Annotated in this window: 20 protein-coding genes; 14 read left to right on the top strand and 6 right to left on the bottom strand. The window is 35.6% G+C overall.

Translation table 11 applies throughout. The annotated features are described in order from the left end of the window. Positions 1–67: 67 nt before the first annotated feature. The 5 genes from QNJ66_RS05580 (at position 68) to QNJ66_RS05560 (ending at position 3500) form a co-directional block, all read left to right on the top strand. Positions 68–313, top strand: a complete 246-nt coding sequence (locus QNJ66_RS05580; protein WP_300503835.1) for a hypothetical protein — start codon at positions 68–70, stop codon at positions 311–313. Continuing rightward, positions 313–723 carry a PIN domain-containing protein gene (locus QNJ66_RS05575; RefSeq protein WP_300503833.1) on the top strand — a complete coding sequence of 137 codons (411 nt, stop codon included), beginning with the start codon at positions 313–315 and terminating at the stop codon, positions 721–723. Before QNJ66_RS05580 ends, QNJ66_RS05575 begins: the two co-directional genes overlap by 1 nt. A gap of 97 nt (positions 724–820) precedes the next feature. Then, complete coding sequence (gene mnmG, locus QNJ66_RS05570; protein ID WP_300503832.1) at positions 821–2749, top strand: tRNA uridine-5-carboxymethylaminomethyl(34) synthesis enzyme MnmG; 1929 nt, start codon at positions 821–823, stop codon at positions 2747–2749. Positions 2750–2886: 137 nt separating this feature from the next. Then, complete coding sequence (locus tag QNJ66_RS05565) at positions 2887–3141, top strand: DUF433 domain-containing protein (protein ID WP_300503830.1); 255 nt, start codon at positions 2887–2889, stop codon at positions 3139–3141. Next, positions 3138–3500 (top strand): DUF5615 family PIN-like protein, encoded by a 363-nt coding sequence (locus QNJ66_RS05560; protein ID WP_300503828.1) that lies wholly within the window; start codon positions 3138–3140, stop codon positions 3498–3500. Before QNJ66_RS05565 ends, QNJ66_RS05560 begins: the two co-directional genes overlap by 4 nt. Positions 3501–3545: 45 nt before the next feature. Here QNJ66_RS05560 and QNJ66_RS05555 read toward each other — a convergent pair whose 3' ends face one another. From QNJ66_RS05555 to QNJ66_RS05540, 4 genes are all read right to left on the bottom strand, one after another. Next, positions 3546–4361, bottom strand: coding sequence for a hypothetical protein (locus QNJ66_RS05555; protein ID WP_300503827.1), 816 nt, complete (start codon positions 4359–4361; stop codon positions 3546–3548). A 180-nt stretch (positions 4362–4541) separates the two neighbouring features. Continuing rightward, positions 4542–6107, bottom strand: a complete 1566-nt coding sequence (locus QNJ66_RS05550) for a CPBP family intramembrane glutamic endopeptidase (protein WP_300503825.1) — start codon at positions 6105–6107, stop codon at positions 4542–4544. Positions 6108–6130: 23 nt separating this feature from the next. Next, entirely contained in the window at positions 6131–7774 is a 1644-nt protein-coding gene (locus QNJ66_RS05545) for a glycosyltransferase family 39 protein (RefSeq protein WP_300503823.1), read from the bottom strand. 5 nt (positions 7775–7779) lie between these two features. Further along, the gene (locus tag QNJ66_RS05540; protein WP_300503821.1) at positions 7780–9363 is read right to left on the bottom strand and encodes a hypothetical protein; all 1584 of its coding nucleotides are present in this window, start codon (positions 9361–9363) and stop codon (positions 7780–7782) included. 122 nt (positions 9364–9485) lie between these two features. Between QNJ66_RS05540 and QNJ66_RS05535 the strand changes: the two genes are divergently transcribed. From QNJ66_RS05535 to QNJ66_RS05510, 6 genes are all read left to right on the top strand, one after another. Then, positions 9486–10829 (top strand): histidine phosphatase family protein, encoded by a 1344-nt coding sequence (locus tag QNJ66_RS05535; protein WP_300503819.1) that lies wholly within the window; start codon positions 9486–9488, stop codon positions 10827–10829. A gap of 129 nt (positions 10830–10958) precedes the next feature. Beyond that, positions 10959–12218 carry a hypothetical protein gene (locus QNJ66_RS05530; RefSeq protein WP_300503818.1) on the top strand — a complete coding sequence of 420 codons (1260 nt, stop codon included), beginning with the start codon at positions 10959–10961 and terminating at the stop codon, positions 12216–12218. Positions 12219–12402: 184 nt separating this feature from the next. Further along, positions 12403–14343: a transglycosylase domain-containing protein gene (locus tag QNJ66_RS05525; RefSeq protein ID WP_300503816.1), complete on the top strand. Its 1941-nt coding sequence runs from the start codon at positions 12403–12405 to the stop codon at positions 14341–14343. 3 nt (positions 14344–14346) lie between these two features. Then, on the top strand, positions 14347–15276 hold the full coding sequence (locus QNJ66_RS05520) for a bestrophin family ion channel (RefSeq protein ID WP_300503814.1): 930 nt from the start codon (positions 14347–14349) through the stop codon (positions 15274–15276). Positions 15277–15300: 24 nt separating this feature from the next. Next, positions 15301–15822 (top strand): hypothetical protein, encoded by a 522-nt coding sequence (locus QNJ66_RS05515; protein WP_300503812.1) that lies wholly within the window; start codon positions 15301–15303, stop codon positions 15820–15822. Between the two features lie 291 nt (positions 15823–16113). Further along, positions 16114–16944, top strand: coding sequence for an amino acid ABC transporter substrate-binding protein (locus QNJ66_RS05510; protein WP_300503810.1), 831 nt, complete (start codon positions 16114–16116; stop codon positions 16942–16944). Positions 16945–17227: 283 nt separating this feature from the next. On the opposite strand, the gene QNJ66_RS05505 is transcribed toward QNJ66_RS05510, so the two are convergent. Both QNJ66_RS05505 and QNJ66_RS05500 read right to left on the bottom strand, forming a co-directional pair. Beyond that, positions 17228–17950, bottom strand: coding sequence for a PEP-CTERM sorting domain-containing protein (locus QNJ66_RS05505; RefSeq protein ID WP_300503808.1), 723 nt, complete (start codon positions 17948–17950; stop codon positions 17228–17230). Positions 17951–18593: 643 nt separating this feature from the next. Further along, entirely contained in the window at positions 18594–20843 is a 2250-nt protein-coding gene (locus QNJ66_RS05500) for a glycoside hydrolase (protein ID WP_300503807.1), read from the bottom strand. 806 nt (positions 20844–21649) lie between these two features. Between QNJ66_RS05500 and QNJ66_RS05495 the strand changes: the two genes are divergently transcribed. The 3 genes from QNJ66_RS05495 (at position 21650) to QNJ66_RS05485 (ending at position 24061) form a co-directional block, all read left to right on the top strand. Continuing rightward, positions 21650–22963 carry a hypothetical protein gene (locus QNJ66_RS05495; protein WP_300503805.1) on the top strand — a complete coding sequence of 438 codons (1314 nt, stop codon included), beginning with the start codon at positions 21650–21652 and terminating at the stop codon, positions 22961–22963. A gap of 56 nt (positions 22964–23019) precedes the next feature. Beyond that, complete coding sequence (locus tag QNJ66_RS05490) at positions 23020–23598, top strand: DUF3611 family protein (protein ID WP_300503803.1); 579 nt, start codon at positions 23020–23022, stop codon at positions 23596–23598. A gap of 130 nt (positions 23599–23728) precedes the next feature. Next, the gene (locus QNJ66_RS05485; RefSeq protein ID WP_300503801.1) at positions 23729–24061 is read left to right on the top strand and encodes a DUF565 domain-containing protein; all 333 of its coding nucleotides are present in this window, start codon (positions 23729–23731) and stop codon (positions 24059–24061) included. The last annotated feature ends 89 nt before the right edge of the window (positions 24062–24150 follow it).

Raw genomic sequence — 24150 nt, 5'->3', positions numbered from 1 at the left:
AGATAAGGGGTAAGAAACAATAGTCTTATATTACTCTTATAATTAACCAATCCCAAGGAAAAATTAAATGATACAAGAAAAATTAATAGTAACTTATGATGGTTCAGCTTTTTATCCAGAAGAAAATATTAAATTGGAACCAAATACCCGTTATACCATTCAAATTATTTCTCAAGAAAAAACTCAACAAATCACTTCTAAAAATGCTTGGGATCTCCTAGAAGAGATGACAGGAACTTATGAAGCACCTGAAGACTGGTCAAGTGAACATGATCATTACTTATATGGTACACCGAAAAGAGATAATGATTAATGAATCAAGAGCGACTTTTTCTAGATACTGTTTTCATTCAGGCAATTCTTAACTCCCGTGATCAATATCATCAAGTTGCCAAAGAGTTTTTACCCCGTGTAAGAAATGCAAAAGAAATCTGGGTAACAGAAGCTATTTTTATGGAAGTTGCTAACGCGCTTAGTAACTATAACCGTGAAAAAGTCATTGCTTTTATTCAACAATGTTACTCTACTGATAACATTTTCGTCATTAATATTACCCCTCAACTTTTTCAAAAAGGTTTAATATTATATGGTTCTAGACAAGATAAAAATTGGGGGTTAGTCGACTGCATTTCGTTTCTTGTTATGAAAGAAAAAAATTTAACTGATGCTGTCACTTCAGATATTCATTTTATTCAAGCAGGTTTTCAAGCATTATTAAGATAAATATTCAACAGCACAATCACTATCAAATCCATCAGCTAAAATGAAATATAGTAGCTAAAAATTAAGCCTGTTATTTCTAACTTCCGAGTTCTAAATTATGACCGTTACCACTCCCGTTGACTTCCAGGATAGCTTTGATATTATTGTTGTAGGTGCTGGCCATTCTGGGTGTGAAGCAGCCCTAGCAGCAGCGCGTTTAGGGTGTCGTACCCTCATGTTAACCCTCAACCTCGATCGCATCGCTTGGCAACCCTGTAACCCGGCTGTAGGCGGTCCGGCAAAGTCCCAGTTAACCCACGAAGTGGACGCTTTGGGAGGAGAGATCGGCAAAATGGCTGATCGCACCTATCTGCAAAAACGGGTTCTCAACTCTTCAAGGGGGCCTGCTGTTTGGGCGTTACGGGCGCAGACGGATAAACGAGAGTATTCGGCAGTAATGAAGGAAATTGTCGAAAATCAAGAGAATTTAAGCATCCGTGAAGGAATGGTGACGGATCTGGTATTGGGGAAAAATGACGAGGTGATCGGCATCCAAACCTATTTTGGCACTTGTTTTGAGGCTAAAGCCGTTATTTTGACCACGGGAACCTTTTTAGGGGGTCGCATTTGGATCGGTAATAAGTCTATGGAAGCAGGAAGGGCTGGAGAGTTTGCAGCAGTGGGTTTAACGGAAACTCTCAATAACTTAGGGTTTGAAACAGGAAGATTGAAAACAGGAACACCAGCTAGGGTAGATAAGCGATCGGTTGACTATTCTCGCTTGGAACCCCAACCCCCAGATGAGGAAGTGCGTTGGTTTAGTTTTGATCCGGCGGTTTGGGTGCAACGAGAACAAATGAATTGTTATTTGACCCGAACTACTACCAAAACTCATCAATTAATCAAAGATAACTTACATTTGTCTCCTATTTATGGGGGGTTTATTGATTCTAAAGGGCCTCGTTATTGTCCTTCTATTGAGGATAAAATTGTTAGGTTTGCTGATAAAGAAAGCCATCAAATTTTTATTGAACCCGAAGGAAGAGAAATACCAGAATTGTATATCCAAGGGTTTTCTACTGGTCTCCCAGAAAAAATACAATTAGCCATGTTAAGAACCTTGCCAGGGTTAGAAAATTGTGTGATGTTGCGTCCTGCTTATGCAGTAGAATATGACTTTTTACCGGCAACCCAATGTTATCCTACTTTGATGACTAAGAAGATTGAAGGGTTATTTTCTGCTGGACAAGTTAATGGAACAACCGGTTACGAAGAAGCAGCAGCACAAGGAATTGTTGCTGGAATAAATGCAGTTAAATTTGTTAGAAATGAGGAGATGATTATCTTCCCCAGAGAAGAGAGTTATCTAGGAACATTAATCGATGATTTATGTACCAAAGATTTACGAGAACCTTACAGAATGTTAACTTCTCGCTCTGAATATCGTCTAATTTTACGGTCAGATAATGCGGATCAAAGAATGACTCCTTTAGGTCGAGAAATTGGCTTAATTGATGACCGTCGTTGGAATTTATTCCAAGAAAAACAAGCTAATATCTTAGGGGAAAAAGAACGACTTTATGAAACAAGAATTAAAGAAAGAGATGAAGTAGGAATTAAGATTGTTAATGATACCCAACAGAAGATAAAAGGTTCAGTAACCTTAGCTGATTTATTACGTCGTCCCAAGTTTCATTATCAACATTTAGAACAGTATGGTTTAGGCAATATAGAGTTAACAACCGTTGAAAAACAAGGAGCAGAAATTGACATTAAATACTCAGGTTATTTGAAACGTCAACAAATTCAAATCGAACAAATTAGCCGACATAGTAACAAAAAATTGCCCTCAGACATCGATTATATGTCCATAGACACCCTTTCTATGGAAGCGAGGGAAAAATTGACAAAAGTACGTCCTTTGACCCTTGGCCAAGCTTCTCGCATTGGTGGTGTAAATCCTGCTGATATTAACGCTTTATTAGTTTATTTAGAACTGCGATCTCGAAGAGATCCGCAAAGCGGTGCGCGTTATCAATCTGTTTAAATTTTTAAGTATACCGAACTGTAGAGGAATAGAAAAATAAAAAAGAAGATAATCGAGAATCATGTTATAGATTATCTTCTAATATTATTGAAACACTAATAATTCAACTCATTCAACAATAAAGGAGAATAAATTTAATGTTAAAACAACTAGACAGAATTACTTTTGAACCTAAAATCATGATGGGTAAAGCCTGTATTAGAGGAATGCGAATTCCTGTGTCTTTGATTCTTAATTTAGTTGCTAATGGGAAACCCAATCAAGAAATTTTAGACGAATATCCTGATTTAGAATTAGAGGATATTAAACAATGTTTATTATATGCTGCTTGGTTAGCTGAGGAAAGAGTTATGCCCATTGAACAAAATCAGAAACTAGAGTCAGTAAAATGAAGTTTTTAGCAGATATGGGAATCTCTCAAAAAACGTTAGAATGGCTACGAAACCAAGGCTATAATACTGTTCATTTAAGGGAAGAAGGGTTACAAAGACTTGATGATGAAGCTATTTTAATTAAAGCAAAAAATGAGGAAAGAATTATATTAACAATGGACTTAGATTTTACCAATTTATTAGCATGGAGTAAAGATATATTACCCAGTGTAATTATCTTTAGATTAGGTAACGAGAATTATGATAAAATCAATCCTCAATTAGAGAAAGTTATCGGTCAATGTGAAAATGAGTTGTTAACAGGGGCAATTATTTCAGTTAGTGATGGTGCTTTTCGAGTACGTAATTTACCGATTTAGTAGAGATAATTATCCCATTATCTCTACCTAGTTAATAACCTATATCTAATCAATCCATTCAGGAACACGAACCCTAACATTGCCATCAGAATCTATAGAAATCTCACCCCCTAGAGATTGAATTTCTGCTAATACTCGCTCAATCATTTCTTGGCTATTAGCATTACTTAAAATCTGGGACCAAGCTCCAATTTGTGCCGCTCGACTGTCGGGATTTTCTTCTAAAAAGTTAACCGTTTGTCGTCTTCTTTTAGCTACACCTTTACTATTAAATCTATCATTTTCAGGATAGGTATCAGCCCAGTTAGCAGCCATCGTATTCGAGTTTTTTGCTGCTTCTACATTCCCTAAAAATAGTAATTCATCTACACCTTTATAAATCCATAAATAATAAGGAGGATATACAGGAGATGTTACTTTAGGTGGGGTATGTTTTAAACTTTCTTCTAAGAATTCGACACTTTTATGGGGTAAACCCGCGAAAAGAGAAGTGGACACGGCTATTCTAAGATTAGCATCTACAAAACGAGGATCGTTGTCTATCACTAATTGGAAATAATCTGGACTAAGGGGATACCCAGTGTGTTTACGTGCTTCCCCATCTCCAAAATATTGAACAAACTTTAAGTAAAACCAATCTGCTAGTAAGTTACCATATCCAAAACTGGGTAATCCTTTGTAAACGTTCAATTGTATTTTTTCTAGTTGTTGTTGTTTCTTATATTCCTCTGGGGTTAACGCTTGTTTTTCAGGGGCAATTAGGGATTTTTGTAGCCCAATTACCCCGGTTAAGCTGAGGGCAATAATAGCTATTGTTCCTATCATTTTTCCTAACTGTTGTTGTGGTAATGTGCTATTCATTGATTATTTAAGTTACTATTTTGTTGAGATTATACTATTTATATTATTCCCTTAAATCCGTATTTTGTTATCACTGCTCAATATTTTGTTAGAAGAATTTTCATCAATTAGGGGTTAATGGCAGTTAACCCCTAAAAAGTCCACATCTATAGTCCAAGTTAATGAAAATGCGATAAATTTTTAATTTCCTCCACTCCCTAATAAGAAAAGACTAATTAAAGTACCACTATTCCAAAGACTATGTAATAGCATGGAAGAAAGAAGATTACGAGAGCGTGTGTAAACAATTCCTAAAACAATACCTAAAACAGTTAAAGGCAGCACTTCTGAAAGATTAAGATGAGCAACAGCAAAGATTAAACTACTGATTCCAATGGCTCCCCATAGGGGAAAATAACGAGTTAAAGAGGGTAATAAAAAGCCACGAAACATAATTTCTTCGTAAAAAGGTGCGGCGATAGCTGCGGTGAAGTAAAAGATAGCTAAAACCACTATATCTTGTCCTTCTAATGCGAGAGAAAGTAAGGGGTTGCTTCCTCCTTGACCATCCCAAATATTTTGATTAATCAATGAAATAATAATCACTAAAGGTAAAGCAACTAAATAGCCTCCTGTTCCCCAAATAATCCAGTTATTGAAAAAATTAAAGTTAAACCAATCTTTCGGTAAGGGAAAAAAGGATTTAATTGATAAATATAGCACTCCTATTCCTCCTAAAGATAGGGCAACATAGGTTGCTAATACATAAAACGCTTTTCCTCGCAAGCTTAATTCAGCAACATTAATAGTAAGAAAACTAGCTAAAATGGGGAGAAGTATTTGCCCAAATAAGAGAAATCCAACTACTAAAACTTGCCAAGGAATTTCTATTGTCCAGGGAGTTTCCCACTTAAATCTTTCATCTATGACTAAAATAGCTGATTCTTTCTTAACAGCTAATTGAATCAAACATAAGATAATAATTCCGACTCCTATTAATCCACCTACTACGGGAATAATAGCAATAATTGTTAACTTAATAATTGCTTGTTTTGCTGCTTCTTGTTGGCTTTCTTGCAATTTAATTAAATCATCTTTTCGCTCTTGAATTTGGTAGAGTTGGTTAAGAGAATAAGTCCGAAACCATCCGTTTAATTCTTGTTTAATTGTTGCTTCTGATTCTGCTAAAATAGGCTCATTATTGTTCCATAAATAGCTGAGTATATTAGCTGTATTTTTTATAGAAGTTGAAAAAGATAATTTTTGTAGTTCGTTTAATGTTCCTAACCCTTTGTTTGGATTTCCTTCTCCTTCTGCGATTTCTAAGAGTGCTATTTTAACGGTTATTTTTTCAATTTCTTGTAGTTGTTGATTTACTTCTATCTGTAATTTTGTTTGCTCATTATTTCCTAATAAAATGGGCAGAGAATTGTAATTTTCTTCCTGGTTAATACCTTGACTTTCTTCTTCGAGTATTTTTAGATTATTTTCTAACTTTGTTAAATTTTTCTCAGAGAGTTTACGAGCATCTTGATATTGTTTTAGGGCTGATTTATAAGGATTTTTCCCCAATACTGATTCACGAATTTGCTCAATTCCATTAATATTTTCATCTGAAAATTCTGCTGCTTGTAGCACTAAGTTTGTTTGATAAAGTTGTAAGTTCGATTGGACTTGCGGTTGATTAATACTACCAATTAACGATAAAATTACAGGGATAAGTGAAACGATAGTTAAAACAATTAATATTACTCTTTTAGTTGTCATTAAACTCTCTCTAAGTATTTTGACTACTGATTATTTGTGGAAATCAAAATAAATTCGTTGACTTCTCCTAGTATTTTAACATTAGTTAACTTTAAATTGTCAAAAGTTTCCTGATCTAATAATAAATAAGATGCAGTTGAAGCGAGTTTTTCTAATGTTGTGTTATCCTCAGCAACTATCTGGCGATCGCTATAAAAATCTAAACTAGGACGACTATACTCAAATGAAGTATAAATAATGGTTTTTGGAGGGGTATTTTCTTTAATAAGGTTAGCAACAGGTTTAACTGCAAATGCTTCATTTAGTTCCCATACCCAAACATTTGATGTTATAAATAATATTAAGCTACTGTATAAACCAATCACAAGAATATTAATAAAATTTGGTGAATTTTGTTTGAGTTTTTGACTTGTTAAAAGAAAGGTAATAAAAAGAAGAGAAGAAATAATACTTGTTATTATTTCTTGGGTGTCTTTCCATAAATAAATACCGCCAGCTATGGCTATAATACTTAAAGCAAAGAAGAATAATATATATATTTTAGGATAGGTTTTTTTGACTTGATATAAATTACTTAAATGATAGCCAATAGCTAAAGCAAAAAAAGGATAAATTGGCATAATATACCAAGGTAGTTTAGTACCCATAATAGTGATAATTCCTAAGAAGACAAAAAACCCAGTTAAAACTAATTTGCTCCAACTTTCTTCTCTTTTTTTCCAGGCTAAAAATAAGCCATTGGGTAAAAATAATAACCAAGGTAAACTATATTTAACTAATTCTAAAAAATAGTACCAAGGGGAACCACTATTTCCCTCAACAGCAGTAGATAAACGATCAAAATTTTGTTGTAAAAAATGAACTTGTATAAATTGTTCTCCATAATATTTTATTTGAAAATAATACCAAATTATTACAGGTAAAAATCCTAGACATAAACCTATCCATAACCAATAATTTTTAAGCAGACTTTGTTCACTGTTTTGAGAAGTATTCAAAATTGGTTTAAATATAGTTTGTAATCCTAGTAGTTGTGTTATCTTATTTAAGAAAATTGTTAAAGTTTCCTTTTCCCTATCCCAAAGTATATAAATCCCTAAAACTCCTCCTAAAGCTAAGGCTAAAATTCCTTTACTTAAAGCAATTAATCCTATCCCAAAACCAAAACCTATGGCCCATAAAGGTTGTTTTTTTGATTTTACTATAGAGAAAATAGCAAGGATAAAAAACGTGTTTATAATACCATCTATCATGGCTAAACGGCCATGACGTACTATGGGTAATAAAGTTAGATAAACTAAACTACTAAAAATAGCTGGTTGTTGTTTTAAAAATAATTTTTTTGCCACTAAATATAACAGGGGAACACCAACAGCAGTTATCAAAGCACAAGGAAAACGAGTAGTAAATTCATTAATACCTGATAAGTTATAACTTATATTAATTAACCAAATAATCAAAGGAGGTTTTAATAAAAAAGGTTGATCTGCATAGGTTAAATAAAGCCAGTTTCCTGATTGAAACATATCTTGTGCTACAGTAGCGTAGTATCCTTCATCCCAGTCTCTTAAGGGAACATTCCCTAAATTTAAAAGCCATAAAAATAAGGCTAGTATTAACAGAAAGAAGAACCAAAAACTATCATTTTTTGTGTTTATTTTCATCATATTGATTAACTTAAATTAGGCGCTGATTTTACTAAATAAAGATAATATTTTTCGTTATAGATAAAAGAATCGGTAAACTTTTCTATAAATTTAATTTTTAAATTAGGCGCTCGCTCTGAAAATTCTCGATTCATAATTAATAAAATATCTTTATTTTCTTTATCTATAATCTGATTCATTTGCTTAATTATATCAGTATCATTTACTATTTTTCGATTATTGGTAAAAAGAACATAACTCCCTAATTCTTGACTTTCGGGATAGTATATTTTCTGATTGAGATAACCACTAATAGGGGCAATTGTAAAATCTTCGCTCCCTACAATAAAATGCTTTGATAACTGATTATTTTTTATAAATTCTGCTGTGATGTGACTACTGGAATAAGGTGTTATTAAATCACGACTAAAAGCAATGATTCCAGCAATAAGTTGTAGCCATAAGATGATTAATAAAAAATATTTTTGATGATGATTAACAATATTGTAGCCATTTAACATTATTTTTGATAATCGATTATTAATCCTATTTATAAACTTAATAACAATTTGAGAATCAGCATAATAATGTGCTATCCATAAAGCAGCAATAAGGATTATATATAGGTGTCCATAGTGTCTTTGAGAACCCAAAAATTTAGCGTAAGTAAAAGCAAGAATTTCTAAACTTCCCACTAAATAAAACAGTAAAGCTATGGGCTTTTTAATCAAGATTAATAGAGAAAAAATAAATAAACCAAGAGAGAAAAGCGAAAAAATAAATAAATCTAGCGGTTTAGAATCACTGGGAATAATTACTAAAACATAACTGCGCCAAATTCTCGTAATTGTTTGAGTTAAACGATTAAAATCAAAGTGAAAAAACCATTGATTTGCTCCTCCTTGTAGCGTACTATCAGCAGGAGGTAATAACATAAAAACTGATATAAATATTCCCACAAAAAATATAAATAAAGCAGCAATAAGATTATATTTATTTGCCTTGGTTTGATACTGAAAATAATCTCTAAAAATATATTCAATGGTTAAACTAAATCCTAATGCTAAAGATATTAGTAAACAATAAGCATTTGTATTCGCCATAACAGCGAGAATAAATGCTAAAGGGATATAAGAACTATAACGACTTTTAAAACAGGCACAGAAAAGAAAAATTGCTAAAACACCAATAGCATAATTACGACTAATTAAGGAATATTCATATAAAGGTAAATAACCAAAGCTAAATAAAATTTTCTGTGTCTTATTAAAAGGAGAAAAAATAACAAAAATAGAAATAGTAGCAACAGCAATTAACCAATGAAAAAGCTGCATAGCAATAGGATTAGCCGTTATTTGATTTAAAAGCCATAAGCAAACGTACCAAATAAAAGGATGTCCTTCATACTTAATATTATCGAAAAAATTTATAAAAGAAGAACTATCCCTAGCAATTAACCAACCGTTTAACTCATCACGCCACATGGCATGATTTAAGATACCAATTAAGGTAATGATAGCAAAAATTATTATTAAAACTATTTCAAAACGATTACTTTTATAATAAGATTGAGAAGACAATTTAGATATTTTTTTTTGCTTTAAAACCATAGAAGATGAAAAATACTTCAAAAATATTAATAAGAAATCTGACAAATAGCAAAATAAGTTAAGTATAAAGTGGCAATAACCTGTAATCTAGAAAATGATAATTCTGAGAGAGGATAAGAAGATTGACTACTCGCGTTATTATAGTGCGTCACGGACAAAGCAGCTACAACGCTCAAAAATTAATTCAAGGGCGTAATGATGAATCTGTGCTAACAGAAAAAGGTCGCCAAGACGCTGAAAAAGTCGGTAATACCTTAAATTCTTTAGCCATTGATGCCATTTATTGTAGTCCTTTACAACGGGCAAAAAGCACCGCAGAAATTATCCAAAATTGTTTTCAAGAACCTCCTACTTTATCCCCAGATGAACAACTAAGAGAAGTAGACCTTCCTTTGTGGGAAAAGTTGCATAAAGACAAAGTTGCCCAGGAATTTCCCGACGACTATAAACGCTGGAAACAACGTCCCCATAAATTTAAAATGGTCTTACCGACTCCTGAAGGAGAAAAAGATCATTTCCCCGTGCTTTCTCTTTATGAACAAGCCAAAGAATTCTGGCAAAAATTACTAAATAAACACCAAGATCAGACCATTCTAATAGTAGCTCATAACGGCATTAATCGCTGTTTAATTATGAGTGCTATCGGCGTTCCTCCCTCCCATTATCACCATATACAACAATCAAATTGTTGTATTAATATCTTAAATTTTACAGGAAGTTGGGGAGAAACAGTGCAGCTAGAATCCCTTAATCAAACCTCTCATTTAGGCATTCCTATTCCTCCCCCTCGTTCACAAGATAATGTGCTGCGATTACTCTTTATTCGTCACGGAGAAACCCAATGGAACCGTGAATCTAGATTCCAAGGAATTAGAGATATTCCCTTAAATGAAAACGGCAAAAAACAAGGACAAAAAGCAGCCGATTTTCTTAAAGAAATTAACATAAATTTTGGCGTAAGTAGTCCATTATTACGACCCAAAGAAACCGCCGAAATCATCCTCAAATATCATCCCAATATTACCTTAGACCTGCGCCAACCCCTAGAAGAAATTTGTCATGGACTCTGGGAAGGTAAACTAGAAAGCGAGATTGAAGCCGACTTTCCTGGAATGCTGCAACAGTGGAAAGATGCGCCAGAAACCGTGCAAATGCCAGAAGGAGAAACCTTACAACAGGTTTGGGACCGTGCCGTTGCTTGTTGGCAAGAGATTGTTAAAGATTATAGCCAAGATGCCAACCCCAAAACAGGCATTGTTGTTGCCCACGATGCCATTAATAAAGTTATTTTATGTCACTTATTGGGATTGCAACCAGCTAATTTTTGGAACATTAAACAGGGGAATGGCTGTGTTAGTGTCATTGACTATCCTAAAGGAGTTGAGGGACATCCCGTATTACAAGCAATCAATATTACCACCCATTTAGGGGGAGTTTTGGATAAAACCGCCGCAGGGGCCTTGTAAGACTTGGAGATTCGGAGATGGGGGAGCAGAATATTAATATTGTTTCTACTCTTCCCCCACTCCCCCCCACTATAATATGATATTGTCAGAAAAGTATTGCATCCTGAGAAGATAGGACTTCCTTCTAAGTTGTTTGAGTGGTCAGTCAATGATTGCTTTAAGGCAATTACGGCACAACAAGAAGCAGCGAAAACGTATTTAATTAGAAAAATTTATTCTAGACACAGTGAAGAAAAACCAAGAAAAGAACTGATAAAATTACTTCGATTAGACCCAACAACAGACCCTTGGTTACATCGCCAATGGAGAAAACAATATAAAAGAGGACATACCTTTAATAGAAACCAGGTTGTTTATCAAAAGGGAGGCTATAAAGCCAAAAGACTATCTCGCTATACAATTAGATTAGAAGTTCAGGGATTAGTGAGATGTCAAAGAATTAGTTTAATTATCAAGTCTAATCGATTGCCTGTTGGTCAAATTAGAGTGATGAATAATCAGGGAAAATTAGAAGTTCACACAGTTTTTGAAAAAGAAATTATGGCTCAAGATAAACCAGAAAAACAGCTGGGATTAGATAAAGGATATACAGAAGGATTTTATCTAAGTGATGGTCGAGTAGTTGCCCCTAAATTGGGAGAAAAATTAACGGCTAAAACAGAGCGAATTAATAAAATTAGCCAGAACCGTTCTCGTTTATATCATCATGCTTTTAATTTTAAAAATAGACAAAAAAGAAACAGTATTTTCTCGAATAATTTAGGAAGAAAGGTTCAAAATCGAAAATTACAACGAGATAAATCAGAAATTAAAAGTATGATTAGACATGGATTAAGACAGGTATTAACTGAACCGACGAATATCTATGCAGAAGATTTATCAATTCCTATTAACTCTAAAGTAAAATCGAAGCGCATCAATCGAAAACTTAATCAATGGGTTAAAGGAGAATTACAGACTTCACTCGAAGAAATTGGACAACAAACGGGTTCAACCGTTAAAACCGTTTGTGCTGCCTATACCTCGCAAACTGATTTCCAGACGGGGACTCTCTTAGGGAGTTGGGTTGGAGATTGCTTTTACCGTTACAATGGGGAGGTATTGCAGAGTGATTACAATGCGGCTAACGTCATTGCTCATCGTGGTACAGATGAAGAAATTACTCGATATATGAAGTATCGGGACGTTAGACGGATATTGTTGCATCGTACTGTGCGATATCTGCACTCTATTGGATACAGTGTCAGTTATGCTCTTGAACATGGTTGGTTATCAACTAAATTCAAGTCAGAGGCTTTGGCTGTAGAGTCAGAATATCCCCCGATGGGGTATCGGGGACGTTTAAGCTCTGAAAAGGAAGAGTTTATCCAACTCGAATTACCTTTGTAGAGATAACAGCAATTTAATCACATACCTAAATTTTGGGTTTAGTGTACCCCATAATGAACTTAAGGGATTGACTCTCAGTCAAATTCTAGTAAGCTACTATATCAATAACTAAAAAAACATAAACAAGTAAATACCTGTTTATATTTATCTATATTGTACTTTCGGAGTGAGGAAATTAAACATCGTGTCGTCTAGCACTATTAGACAGCAAAAAAACTCTCAGGACTCCCCTAATAACGACCTTTCGTTTATCAAGGGAGTTGTTCGTACTGCTGGAGGGACAGCCCTGGGGGTGAGTCTCTTAGCCACTTCCCTCGTCGCCGGGGGTTTAGTAGGCTTAGCTATCAGTTTCCGTAACCTTCCCGATGTCCGGACCCTGAGGAACTATTCCCCATCAGAAACCAGTTACGTCTACGATATCAAAGGAAGGCTCCTAACTCGACTCCACGGAGAAGCCAACCGAGAAGGAGTAACACTCGACAAAATTTCCCCTGAGTTAAAAAGGGCCGTCTTAGCCATTGAAGACAGCCATTTTTACTTACACCAAGGTATTAACCCCAACAGTATCGGACGGGCCTTGTGGGTTAACTGGAAAAGTGGGGGTGTGGTAGAAGGGGCTTCGACTATCACCATGCAGTTAGTGAAAAATATTTTCCTAACCAAAGATCGAACCTTTAGCCGTAAACTCTCAGAAGCAGTTCTGGCCGTTCGTGTCGAACAAGTCTTTGAGAAAGAAGAAATTATGGAAATGTACCTCAATAATATCTATTGGGGTCACAATAACTACGGGGCCCAAACCGCAGCCCAAAGTTACTTCAATAAACCCGCCTCGGAATTAAACCTACCCGAAGCTGCCATGATGGCTGGGTTAATACAGGCTCCTGAAAGCTATAGTCCTTTTAACAACTACGCCAACGCTAAGCAACGCCAGAAGATGGTTCTAGACCGTATGGCTGATTTAGGTTGGATCACCCCAGAAGAAGCCCAAGTAGCCCACAAAACCCCTCTAGGGGTGGGAAAACCCACTTCCTGGCAAGCTAGTAAACTTCCCTACGTTACCGATACGGTGATGAAGGAGTTACAAGAAACCTTTAGCAAAGAAGTAATCACCAAAGGAGGGATGCGTATTCAAACCTCCGTGGACTATTTCATGCAGCAAAGAGCGCAAGAAACCGTTGAAAAAGGCTATAAACAACTAAGGCGTAGAGGTTTAAGAACCAAAGATTTACAAATTGCCCTAGTAGCGGTTGATCCAAGAACCCACTTTATCAAAGCCATTGTTGGGGGCGTAGATTACGAAAAAAGTCAATTAAACCGCGCTACTCAGTCCCTTCGTCAACCGGGTTCCTCTTTTAAACCCTTTGTTTATTACGCAGCCTTTGCCAGTGGTAAATATGGCCCCGGTTCAGTGGTTAACGATAGTCCCGTCAGTTATCGCGACGGTAGCGGTGTTTATAGCCCCAGAAACTACGGTGGTAGCTTTGCCGGTCCCATGTCCATCCAAGCAGCTTTGATTAGTTCTCGCAACATTCCTGCTGTGGTTATTGGGCAAAAAATCGGTGTTAGCAAGGTGATTGAAGTTTGTCGTCGTTTGGGGATAAATAGTCCCATGCAACCGGTGATTTCTCTTCCTTTGGGTGCCGGTGATATGACCCCTCTAGAAATGGCCAACGCCTATGCTACTTTTGCCAGCAACGGTTGGTACTCTGAACCGACCATTATTGTCCGCATTACAGACAGTCGGGGCAATGTTTTAAGAGATAATACCCCGCAACCACAATTAGTGCTTGACCCTTGGTCAACTGCTTCCTTAACCACTGTTTTACGAGGGGTGATTACCAGTGGAACCGGACGGGCCGCTAATATTGGCCGTCCCGCCGCAGGTAAAACCGGAACCACCGATAACGAACGCAATGTCTGGTTTGTGGGTTATGTACCTCAGTTATCTACGGCAGTATGGATTGGAGACGACGCTAACCGTCCTCTGGGTAGGGGAACCACAGGGGGTGGTCATGCTGCACCAATTTGGCGTAGTTTTATGTCAGAAGCCCTGAAAAATCAGCCGGTTCTGCAATTCCATGCTGCTTCTAAGTTTCCCCGTCCCAAGGTTAAAGAAAAAAAATAGCCAATGAACAGGGGAAAATTCGTACCAAACCTTAATCACCGCCCCTGGTTTCGTTTCATCTGGCAATGGCAAGGTTCCGTTATCCCCGCCATTTTGCCCAGAGTTTCTGCCTGCGCTTTTTTTGCTCTGGGGGTTAGCTGCTTGTATCATTTTGGGGTTAATGTAGCTTTGCCCTTAAAAAGTGGTTTAGTTCCTAGTATTGTTCTTGGTTTACTGTTAGTATTTCGCACTAATACAGCTTATGAAAGATACTGGGAAGGGCGAAAACTTTGGGGAACTTTAATTAACACAGTTCGTAATTTATCCCGCACTATCTGGGTGACAATTCAGGAAAATGATAGTAGCGATCGCAGGGAAAAAATCACCAATTTAAAACTATTAATTGCTTTCGCGATCGCCACTAAATTACATTTGCGTTCTGAAGGGGTTAATGAAGAACTCGCTCGATTTTTACCTCAAGAGGTTTACGATCAATTGTGTAACATGAATCATCCTCCTCTAGAGATCGCTTTTTGGATCGGTGATTATTTACAGCAACAATATGAAAAAAAAGCTATTGATTCTTATCAACTTACTGCCATGTTTAAATTATTAGATACTATGGTAGATGGATTAGGTGCTTGTGAAAGAATCCTCAAAACCCCCATTCCTTTAGCCTATACTATTCATTTGAAACAATTAGTTTTACTTTATTGTTTAACATTACCGTTTCAATTTGTAGATGAGTTAGGGTGGATGACTGCACCCATTGTTGCTTTAATTAGTTTTACTATACTCGGCATAGAAGCTATTGGCATAGAAATTGAAGATCCCTTCGGTTACGATGCTAATGATCTACCCTTAGATCAGATTTGTTATACTATGGAGAAAAACATTGAAGACTTGATTACCCTAGCCCCGTCTGTTAGCTATTTACCAAAAAATCAACCTTAATAATTATCAAAACTACTGACTAAAATGAATTGGCATATTCCTAATAATCTTTCCTTTGAAGAAGCATTACAGTTAACTGAAACTCTCACCGAAGCAATAGTTAACAAGAAACTAAAAGACGATGAGATTCAAGAAATAGTTACTACTTTAGTCAATAGTGAAAATGGGGCAAGGGGTTTTTTTGTTATCTATTTAACTAGCGATCTTTCTTTGGCGGATAATCCGAGTGAAGGGGTAATTAATGCTTTAAAAACCTCCCCAGAGATTGTTAGTGAACTATTAGTAAAAAATCTCGCCATGTCTTCAGCTATGGCAATCACTCATCGTCGTAATAATGATGAAAAGCAAGCACAAAGTTCTGAAAAAGTTGCTCAAAGAAACGGAAATTTAATTAAGTTAACCAATTTAGATTTAAGTTCCCAAAAATTAGAAGCATTAAAACAAACTATTATTAATAATAATGGCAGTTATCAAGGTTTTTTAGAGAAATGGGAATACGACGAAGAACAAAAACAAATTATCAAAAAAAATATAGAAAAAATCTAAAAAAAGTCAATAAATGATAAATGTTCAATGTTCAATGTTCAATGTTCAATGTTCAATGTTCAATGTTTGCTCATTGAAATTAATTTCAAGACTAACAAATGGTGTTCAATTGATTGGACTTATAATGTCTAATATATCTACTATTCAGTTATCTTTAGATAACGTATTGATCAGCCCGGTAAATTCATTGTAGGTTAGTCCATATAATATGTAAAAGATATAACTAATCACAGGAACTTTAGAAAAATTTACGAGTCTCAAGAATTATATCTATAGTTAAATAATCATAAAATGAATAAGAAATACTCAATTTCTGTTTTAATAATTTTAAGTTTATTTGTTCTTTTACCTCGTTTTGTTTTAGCGGAAACTGTCTTAGAAAAAATAAAACGGACAGGAGAATTAAACGCAGGAGTTAGAAAAGATGCTATTCCGTTTGGTTATGTTAATAAAAAAGGAAAATGGACAGGATACTCTGTTGATCTCATTCGTTTAATTCACAAAAAATTAGAAAAAGAACTCAATCAACCCATAAAGTTAAACCTGAGAGAAGCAACTATAGATAGTCGGTTTCGTATTATCCAACGGGGAGATGTTGATATTGTGTGTGGTGCGACAACTATCACCCAAACCCGTTTAACAAGAGTCGATTTTTCCGTTCCCTTTTTTATGACAGGAGCGCAATTTTTAGTTAAACTACAAGATGCTCCTAACTTTAATTATAATGGCAACTTAACCGACATTTCCATTGCATTTTTACCAGGAACCACTACTCAAGAAATTATTCCTCAAATCTATCCTTTAGCCAACTGGAAAGATATCAAAAGTCGAGAAGAAGGAGTAAGAAAACTCAAACAAAATGAAGTTAAAGCGGTTGTTAGTGATGGTATTTTGTTATTAGGAGAAATTGTTCAACAAGGTGGTAGTATTGGAGACTTCGTTTTATTGCCTTCTCAACCCATTACTAGAGAGTTGTACGGCTGTATTTTACCTCAAGAAAATACGGAATTTAAACAATTGGTTAATTTAACTATTCTTAGTCCAGAAAATCGTATTCTACAAAAAGAATGGTTTAGCATTAATAGCGGAGAATTCCCTTATATCATCGAACAAACCGACTAGAATCACGGTAAGATGTCGCTTAACAAAAATCTACCGATTATAGGTCGGTAGATTTGAATTTTGTGTTATGATAAATCTAGGCTGATAAGCAAGGCGAAACCGTTAAAAAGAATGTAGGTAATGGTTTCGTTTTAGTATTCTCAACCCAGAAAAATTAGATAGCTATGGGTGGCAATTTGGTTTTGGAGAGTGGCTCGTGAACTATTAAAATACTCTTCATAAGAGCCACATAAAAAATATATAGATACAGTGGTTGTCAATGTTGACAAGACTTGACAACTTTTTACTTTTGTTTCTTGCCTTTGGTAGCTAATCCTAATCCGCCTAAAGCAAGAAGTCCAATAATAGTTCCGGGTTCGGGAACACTCTGCGGTACAAAGTTGTTTGCTGCGATGTAAGAGTTAGATAACATACTAATAGTATCACCACCATCGGATAATGTATTCACAACACTAAGTTTGTTGGCATTTGGAACAATAGCTTCAGCATCAGGACTACCGTTATTAGAAGATAATGTATATGGGCCGCCTACATCGGTGGTGATATCTACATCAATCTCGAATACTCCATCAAATCCGTTAACGATACTACCAACCTCTGTAGCGGTAACAACAGTTTGAAACTCTCCACCAGGAACAGGTAATACAGTGCCAGTGATATCATAAGAAATCTTGCCATTAGCTCGGACAGGGGTAGGTAGTGGTGCATACTCGAATATGAATTCGTCAAGTATTAGGTCGTACCTAATTGTAATTTCATCTTCAATAAAGTCAGTTTCAGAGTCACCGTCAAAATTGAAGTTATCAAATGTTAATTTAGCTAAGCCACTATCTAAGACAACTGCGGTGTAGGGATTACCCATAGCGTCCTCAATTGTAGTTTGGTTTAAGATGAATCCAGAAAAATCACCAGAGAAAGTTTGGGCTTGTGCTGAAGAACCAATTAGAGTGGAAGCAAGAGCAACTACAACGGCTAAGGCAGAATTTGTTTGAATTTTGTTAATCATGATTAATAAGTAAACACCCTTAAGTAAACACCCTTAAGTAACAACACCAAGATAACAACAAGATTCTCAAAAATAGGTGAAAATTAATAAGTTTTTTATTATTTTATTTACTTATTTGTGCTATCATATTTTCCTAAAGTGTCAAGAGCAAAACTGAGAAAATCAGTGATAATTAATGAGTTTTTTATTATTTTATTTACTTATTTGTGCTATCACATTTTTCTAAAGTGTCAAGCAATTGCCGGTCGCAGAGTACAGATTATACATTGACTCGTGCTGAAAAGACAGGAAAAGAGAAAAGAAAAGGGTAGATTTCAGATTTCTTATTGATTTAAGAGGCTTTATTATAGATTTAAAAATTTTTAAAAGCAAAGGCTTATATTTACTCAATCTTCAATCTTAGGTCAAGAGCAGAATGAGAACATTTTTAATATTAGTAAGTATTTAATATTTTTAAATAAAAAAAGAAAAAAATGCCATAATCTTGAATTATTAGATTATTTTGGCGTTTTTACTGGGGAAATTGAGAATTTAAACCGTCTAGTTGAAACAGGAATTTCTAACAGTCAACTGGAAAAAATCCCCCACTACAATCTGTAATTTAGTGGGGGAGTATGTAAAAGGATTGATATCGTACCCACCTTTAAGGAACTTTCAACTCCACTAATTGGTTTTCAGGTAAAAAGCTACGGAACTTACCATGATCAGCAAATAAAGCTACTAAATGCAACCAAGCGTCCGGTTCACGGTGTAGATCACTCCAAGGGATAGCAATTTCTAAGCATTGATTAAATGCCACCTGAATACGGTGATTTTTGGGATGCCAGTCATTACTATGCCAAGCTTGTTGTAACCAGGCCGACTGAGAAACCAAATTAATGCCTACATGATGGTGGAAAGTATAGTTAACCGGCTCTTCGTCCGGAACATCCGCTAAAGGAACCGTACTGGTAAAGACATCGGTATCAGCATAATACCAGAGTAAATGTAACTCATTGGGTAAATCTCGACCAGGTTGAGACCCCATTTTCACATCAAAGCGTAGATATAAATTGAGGTGATCTGCGCCATAATAAATGCGTTGTACAGTACTCGCTTTGTGCATAGTTCCCGTTGATCCCCCAATTTCGATGCGTCCAGCTTTTTCCCAGTCTTCTTCATCAACATTACCATCGATCACCGGTTGAATAAAGCCTTCTGGGGGGCGATCGCCTTTTTTGCTGTGATCGTCTAAAGCTTGATATAAGTTTTCAGGAATGGGTTCACCCAAGGCCGAATAAACTCCCCGTAAATGTTCGCGGTACAATTCATCAAATAAAGCCCCATGACTGGAAGAATGTCCTTCCCCAAACCACCAACACCAGTCCGATCCTTCAGCTGCATATAACGCTTCCCAAGCTTCGGGATTAGTTTTTTCGGTAGCTTCGGGGTGTTTGGCCATCATCTTACGAGCATCTGTTAATAGATCCCAAGCTTTATTTTTGACGGGATCACCGATCCAAGTGCTAAAGCTACCATCTACCCAGGAACCACTATGTAATTTCTGGGGCTTAATTTCTTCTTTTGGGGGAAACTTCTCAATAAATTCGGAAACAGTGACCAATTCTATATCATCAACTTCGCTCAACTGGGAATATAAGGCTCGGAGGAAGTGTAGACCATCATCATGATAGTATTCCCAACAATTTTCTCCGTCTAGGGCAATGGTGACTAACCAGGGATCTTCCAGGGTGGTAACTTTGCTTTTTTGACGTTCCACCAAAGAACGAGAAATGGCTTGTAAATGTCCGAGGAAATCAGAAGCCGCGTGACGGGGTTCCATTCCACTATAACTAAAGCCGATTAAATCGGATAAACGGTGATCACGGAAGACAATGGCCAAATCTCCGTATTCCGTTTCTAAGCGATAGGGAAGATACATTCTGTGGGGATCACAAACATTGCCAGTTTCATCCCGATAGAAATAGTGTTCCACACTCCAACCTAAAACTGATTCATCGGAACACAACCAATTAAAGTTTTCTTGCGCTACATAGGGTAGAATGGCAGGGCTAACGGACTGTTCGGAGGGCCAGAGTCCTTTCGGTTGGCAACCAAAGCGATCGACGTAATTTTCTTTGGCTTTACGCAGATGACAGGGAATATCTTGAGGATACTGGAAACGTTTTTGCGGTAAGGTCATTTCAGGAATGGCTACCTGTCCTGAGTCCGTATCCGCTAGTAAGGGTAAAATGGGGTGAGTATAGGGCGTTGTCATTAATTCTAACTGCCCAGAATCCTGCATTTTTTTGTGTTGCGGGATAATTTGTCCGATAATTTCCCGATGTTTAGCAATAATTTTTTTGCGATCTTCCAAAGAAAAGCCTTTTCCTTGTTCAAACCAAGCAGCAATTTCGGGATCTTTTTCTCGGAAAATGGGATCGATCCAAGCTAGGTTGTGCCAAGCCAAAAGATCGCTATAATCATGGACACTCCAGTTTTCAAAGCACCATTCTCGACCTTTATCGTGCTTTTGCATATTCAATTCAGAATAACGATAATAGGGATCGATTAAGGTGCGATGGTGGGCATCAAAAAAGTGGTCAAAAATAAATCCTTTATCTTCATCTGTGAGATCAATAGCAGAAGTTAAGGTTAAGGCCATGTAGCGATCCAGTGCTGTTCCTCGGGCATAATCTTCTAACTGTAGAATCAAAGAAGGAACGAGGTTAACGGTTTGGTGCAGCTTGGGAAACTCTTCTAAGACAAGAATTAGGTCTAAATAATCTTTGACACCGTGTAAACGGGCCCAAGGCATACGATACTGTCCATTGGGATCATTAATCGCTTCACGGGATTTATACAAGGGTTGGTGTTGATGCCAAATAAATGCAACGTATAGAGGATGAGCCATTATATTTTTTAATCTCTGTGGTTGTGATGAGTAATAGCAAAAGTGAGTGATTAATGAAGGTGTATTTACCTAAAATGTGAGAATCGGCCTTATTGAAACACCCAAACTTGAACTGCCATATCTTCTAGATTACCCTGAAATCTCCCCTTATGCAGAAGTCAAAACTCAGAAGTTTGAAGTTAGAACTTAAACAGGCAAAAGTATCTAGGTTTCAGTAAAAATAACTCTTCTCAACTATACTTCCAGTTCTATTTTGTGGAAGATTACTATAGTATTTTGGACTATCATAGTAAGTCAATAGTGTCAATAGAAAAGATCATATTTTTCAAATTTATATTGCCTATTGGATAATTGAGTAAGAGACACAAAATAGTATTTTTTGCTTACTAAATTTATTCAAAAACTGGGAATATACTGAGCATAAACAGAAAAACTTTATCACCAGGTGGCAATATATAGCAATAGACAGGCTAGTTAGGACACATAAATTATATTTTAAGGGAACAGGGAACAGGGAACAGGGAACAGAAAAATGTCCTAATAGCTTTGGCGACTGCTATAAAAGTAAAGCTTTTATCCATTGATAACTTTTGTTCTTAATCCACGTAGTATTACTTACTCCTTTTTGGGTTCTTTTGGCTAATACCAAATGCCTCCTATTTGTGAAACAATAGGAGGACAATATTGAGTTTAATTTGCTTATCATAGTTTTAGTTAAATGTCGATAGAATATATCACATCATCTTGTTGATCTTTTTTCTTGAGTTTATCAGTAATTTCCGTAATAATTGGGTAAAATTATATGAATGAAAGTAATTAATATGATGGTGAAACAAGCAGCATTTGATACATTAGGCTATATGTCTGAAGAAACTATAATGATGGATGATAGTCTCTATCAATATTTTCTCAGACTGCTCAAAACTAAACATAGCTGTGAGGTATTGTATAGAATACGTTTACTATTAGTAGAAATAGACAATTATCCTGATAGTGAAGTTCAAGAAATGGTAAAGAATCTAGTTTATTCACCAACAGCTAAAACTAATTGCTTATCATTTTTCAATCGTCTTTGTCAAGTGTGTATTGCTCATTGGATAATTAATAAAGAAACTAAACAAGCTATTTTCGAGTTATTAGATTTATTTAAAAAAACCAATATTTATCAAATAGAGCAGCAAAAATTTATCACAATATGGCAAGAAGAGAGTCAAGCTTTTTCAGAAACAACTGAATATTTAAAACTACAAAGATTAATTCATATTACCAATCAACGTAAAAATTATCATCAAGGAAAACCCCAAGTTTTGGGAGATTTATTAGGACGTTATCCCTTTTTATATAAAGATTGTTTACTGAATAATCATAGTGTTCAGCAATATATTGATTTTTTAGGTTGTTTCAAAAGGCATCAACAAAAGTCTTTTAATCAAAAATTAAGCAGAACTATCATACGTCAGAAACAAAAAATTGAAGTTGCTCGTCTTCGCACCTTAGAAACTAAACTTCCACAAATAATTGAGGCTGTTCCTAATCCAAGCTTGTTAAAGAATCAAGCTTTCAATCAAGCGACAAAAACTTTTACAGAATTAACCAAAAATAACATAAAGAATCGGAAATCAAGTCTTTTTTTTGAAAAAATTGAATCCCTATCCTACCAGGACTTTAAAATAGAGTTTATAAATTATTTAGTCGAAGATATTAAAGAAGAACGTAAGCAACTTCAAGTACATCAATATTTAATAAAAAATATCGATATAAATCTCACTAATTCACACGAAAAATTACTCAAAGAATTTATAATATTACGCATCGGAAATCAATTATTAAATAAACTAATATTTAATCCGAATCAACCCTCAAACCGTCTTGATATGATGAACTTGAGAAGCTGTTTAGGCTCAACCCAGTTAGTTGGGTTACTTTTAAAATTGACTTTTTTGAGTCCCAAACTGAAATATTCTTTACGACAAAAATTAGCCCATCTCTTTGAGTATTATGAGTCAACTTCTATAGATAAATCTCGATGGTTAATCCAAATGTTAGAAAATTGTTTGCTGGCCTTTGCTATTGGGCAAGAAAAGGCTACCATCGTTGAGAATGTAGAATTTAGAATGTAAAATTTAGAAAGAAGAACCCACAGAGTTCAAACGATCAAAGTTTTCACCATCAGATTATGAGTCAAAACTACGAAATTTCTCGACCCCGTCCCCCCCTTCCCCCCAACGTCAAACGCGCTGCGAGAATTCTGCAATGGTCTGGAAATATCGGTTTCTGGGGACAGTTGGTATTAGGTGTATTAGCTGCTGCTCTGTTATTCTTGGCCTTAGCTGGTTTAGTGGCCCAAGAAACCTCAACCGAAGGAACTTCTTTTAGTGTCTTTTGTTCCATTGCCGGCGTTATCGCATTGGTGATCAGTATTTTGATTTGTTTTCGTTATAAAAAAATTGCCCAATTGATGCGCAACCCCGAGGCAAAATCACGGCCAAAAAAATCATCTACACTACAATTAATTAGGGCTGGTTTATTATCCAATTTAGTAGGTATTTTCCTCTCAATTATTGGTGCAGAAGGGTTTGTTGGAATTTTGTGGCGCAAACTTTCTAATATTCCTCAAGGTGCGGCAGTTTATGATACCAGTAAGTTACCGACTCCTAGTGAAATTTTATTACTTCTCGCTAATACTCACACAATTCTCTGTCACTTTGCTGGTATTGTTGTAGGTTTATATTTATTAGATCGTTTGGATCGATAATTATAGCAATACAAAAATTAGTTAGGACATTTTTTTCCTCTGAACTATCATGGGTTAAGAAGGAAAATTGGACCTAATTTCATAAAATAAATGCGTAATGTTATAGCTAAAAAATGAGGAAATTTAACCTATGCAAAGAACGAGATTAAATACTTTGGTGGAAGTAACTCAAACCAAGTTTAATGAAACTTTTAGTAATCCTTGGCGACGTATTTCTTTAAGTCTGATTAGTGTTCTTTTGGGCTTTTTTGTCGGTCAAGCTGTTTCTATTACCGCAGGACAAGAAGCTTATTGGGATATTACTGTAGGAATCTTTTTACTAATTTTTACGGAAGGAATTAGTAGAATTGTCTATAGTAGAAACAAAAAAGAAGGGCGATCTCTCAGTCTCGATATTCTCAATCTTTTTAAAATCGGGGTAACTTATAGTTTATATATTGAAGCCCTTAAATTAGGATCATAAAATATAAACTGTTAAGCATCTAAATTGCTATAGTAGACTGACCAAACATTGAACATTGAACATTGAACATCTTTCATTTTGGTTTCAAG

Source organism: Crocosphaera sp. (assembly GCF_030064895.1).
GTDB lineage: Bacteria > Cyanobacteriota > Cyanobacteriia > Cyanobacteriales > Microcystaceae > Crocosphaera.
Note: the sequence above shows the minus strand (reverse complement) of the source record. Positions and strands in the feature narration are given on the sequence as shown.